This window comes from Pseudorhodoplanes sp. (assembly GCF_050250235.1).
Classification (GTDB): domain Bacteria; phylum Pseudomonadota; class Alphaproteobacteria; order Rhizobiales; family Xanthobacteraceae; genus Pseudorhodoplanes.
In genome coordinates, this window is sequence record NZ_JBFWPA010000256.1 from 2177 (window position 1) to 5096 (window position 2920).

The window sequence follows — 2920 nt, forward strand, 5'->3', positions numbered from 1 at the left end:
TATCGGCGTCGATTCGGCTTCACAAATTCAACGGCTTGATCCTGCTCTTGTCGCCCCAACCGATCCGATTCGGGCAGAATCTGCCTTAGGGAGACGCTACCAGCTCGGGCAAAGAGGAAAGCGACGTCACCTCGCAATCGGGCTTTCCCGGAAGCCGTTCGGGTCGCTGCCCGTACCGGTTGCACCAGACGACCCGCATTCCGAATGCCGATGCCGCATGGGCATCCCATGCGTTGGACGACTGGAACGACAGCGCCGATGCAGGCAGACGAAGTCGCTCCACCGCGAGCTGATAGACCTTGGGATTCGGCTTGAAAACCCCAACCTCCTCGACGGAGAGCACCGCGTCGAAGAGTCCGCCGAGGCCCGCGCCGTGGACCGCGGCGTCAAGCATCGCCGGCGTGCCGTTCGATAGGATCGCCAGCCGCAGCCCGGCCGCCTTGAGCCGGCGCAGGACCTCCGGCACCTCCGGAAAGGCGTGAAGGGCGAGATAAAGGCCCATCAGGCGCGCGTGCAGGCCGGGGCTGGCGATGCCCAAGGTCTCCAGAGCGAAATCGAGCGCGTCGCCCGTCACGCGGTGAAAGTCCGCGTGCCGCCCCTGCGCGGCGAGGAGCCATGTATATTGAAGCTGCTTGTCGCGCCAGAGCGCGGTCAGCGGCTCGGTCTTCTCGCCGAGCACATCCTTGCACCCTTTGGCCGCGGAGGAAAAATCGAACAGTGTGCCGTAGGCGTCGAAGACGCAGGCCCTGATGTTCTTGAGCGGCGCGAGACTCATGCGGGCTTCCTCGATGTTCGATCATGCGCTTCGTCCGAATATCGCTCTGCGAGGATCATTGTTTGTATTTCCGGACGAAACGCCGATCGATCCAGTCTTTCCAATACCAAGTCCAACGTCCCTCTACCGACCATTTGCCGCGAGACGCCACTGCATAACGGTTGCCTGTTGAGATGAGGCTCAGCCAGATCTTTGGGGGAGCAAAGGACTGAAGCTGCCGACCGGAAGCATATCGGCGCAGATTCTCACCAAGGACCGGTCCCTGGCGCACAGCAATGACTCCGGCTTTAGGCTGAGGACCGTCCACCAAGCCAGCCGCATCGCCTGCGCAAAAGATGCCCTCATGAGACTTCGACTGCAAATGGCGATCGACTGCGACGAAGCCGGCATGGTCAAGGGCCAAACCTGACCGCGTGAGCCAGTTCGCAGGACGCACGCCGGTCGCCCAAACAAGGACATGTTGAAATCCGGCGCCGGAAAGACCGCGTGTCGCGATCACTTCAATGTCAGGCCCGGATAGGAACGTCACCCCGCGCCCTCGCAGGAGCCGAGCAACTCGTTGCCTTACCTTGGCGGGAAAACTCGGCAGGATGTCGTCGCCACCAACCAGTGAAACCCTGCTTTCGGCAATTCGGCCTCCAGCGAAAGGCATCTGCATCAATCGATGCTGGATCGAGAGAGCGAGTTCTACGCCTGCGGCCCCGGCACCTATGACCGCAATTCGCAGAGTTGGATCGGCTTCGATCACGTCCATCAGCCGCGTCCAGTCCTGCGCGAAGTCATCAATGGGCTTGGCCGCAACGCATCGTTCAGCGGACGTTCCGGTGGAACAATCCGTCACGGCTCCCGTGTTGATCGAGATGACATCCCCCGCGATTTCGCGGCCGTCGCTGAGCAGAATCGAGCGTCGTTCAGCGTCCAGTCTCGTAGCCTCTGCTACCACGAGCGCGCAGTTGGCTCGTTGCGTCAGCGGCGCAAGTGGAACGTGGATCTCGTCCGCCGAGTAGTGACCGGCCACGAAGCCGGGCAGCATTCCCGAATATGGCGCGTGCGCACCCTTGGTGATCAAGCTCAGTCGCACGCCCGGTTGGGGACGGCGTCCGAACCGTCTGAGGACTTCGAGGTGTGCATGACCACCACCGAGCAGCACGATATGCATCGCGTTTCGCAATCGCCCCCTACTAATTTTCCATTTGATGCCGAGCGTTTCATCTATTCCGTGCTGAACCAAATCTCGCCATAGAACGCCTCGGCACGGCCACCATGGTTGTCGGCGTCCGTCATTAGGGCGACAGCGTCGATTTCTGAGATGTCTTCTCTGAACGCCCTCTTCAGGTCGGCCCTAAGATCGCGCTTGTGGCGGACCCATTTGTTTAAGGTTTGAGTACCAGAGTCGATCGCGAAGAGATGAACCTGTTTTGTAAAGGGGCTCGGCCAAAGGCTTCCGGCGGGATGTTGGCTCGCCCAGACATAGTTGAGCGATAGGGAACTGGTCCCCAGGATGCCGCGCTCGACAACGACATAAATCCGCGCGGGAAAATCGTCGCCGGCTTTTGTTCGCTCATCAATGCCAGGGAAAATGTTGGTAACTTTCCACGACCAGTTAAGAAAAGGGGTTTTGCTCAAATCGATCTTAATCTTTCGGAAGCGGCCGGATGCGGAAGCGTCCGCAACGGCCTTTAGGACCGCCGAATTGATCTCTGGATCGATAGCGAATGTGTAGCTCGTCTCTCCCTTGAACGAGCGGCTTTCCCAGGCGTTGAGTGCGCCATCCGAAAAGCGGCTGATCGCGATCGCGTCTCCTGCTGCCACGGTGGGGACGGTTCCTGCGAAGATCAGTCCTGCGAACGACAGCGCGATGCCAAGTCTCATAATTTTCTCTCCGAGAAGATACGCCACCCCCACCACCAGCGCGTCGCCGTGGTGATGAGAGCAAGGATCGTGAAAACCCAGGCGATGGCGGCAAAGCTCGCCGGCCGGAGGCACATTGCCGCGAACGCCACGAAGGTCTCGCCCCCTTCGGTCAAGCCGCCGAGATAGTAGATTCCCTTTTGGGGGTACGATGTCGATGAGACGCCTCGCTTTGCTGCGATCACAGAAAATGCCAGAAAGCTGCTACCTGTCCCGACGAAGGCGAGCAGTAGA

At 60.0% G+C, this 2920-nt stretch carries 3 protein-coding genes and 1 pseudogene; all 4 read right to left on the minus strand.

Annotated elements, in window-relative coordinates:
• Positions 1-85 precede the first annotated feature (85 nt).
• Positions 86-775 carry a haloacid dehalogenase type II gene (locus tag AB7F49_RS38080; protein ID WP_379728601.1) on the minus strand — a complete coding sequence of 230 codons (690 nt, stop codon included), beginning with the start codon at positions 773-775 and terminating at the stop codon, positions 86-88.
• A gap of 55 nt (positions 776-830) precedes the next feature.
• Positions 831-1934, minus strand: coding sequence for an FAD-dependent oxidoreductase (locus tag AB7F49_RS38085; RefSeq protein WP_428532811.1), 1104 nt, complete (start codon positions 1932-1934; stop codon positions 831-833).
• A 53-nt stretch (positions 1935-1987) separates the two neighbouring features.
• Positions 1988-2647, minus strand: a complete 660-nt coding sequence (locus tag AB7F49_RS38090) for a DUF3047 domain-containing protein (protein ID WP_379728605.1) — start codon at positions 2645-2647, stop codon at positions 1988-1990.
• Positions 2644-2920, minus strand: a pseudogene (locus AB7F49_RS38095) (CDP-alcohol phosphatidyltransferase family protein); the annotation flags it as partial. The pseudogene AB7F49_RS38095 and the gene AB7F49_RS38090, both read right to left, overlap by 4 nt.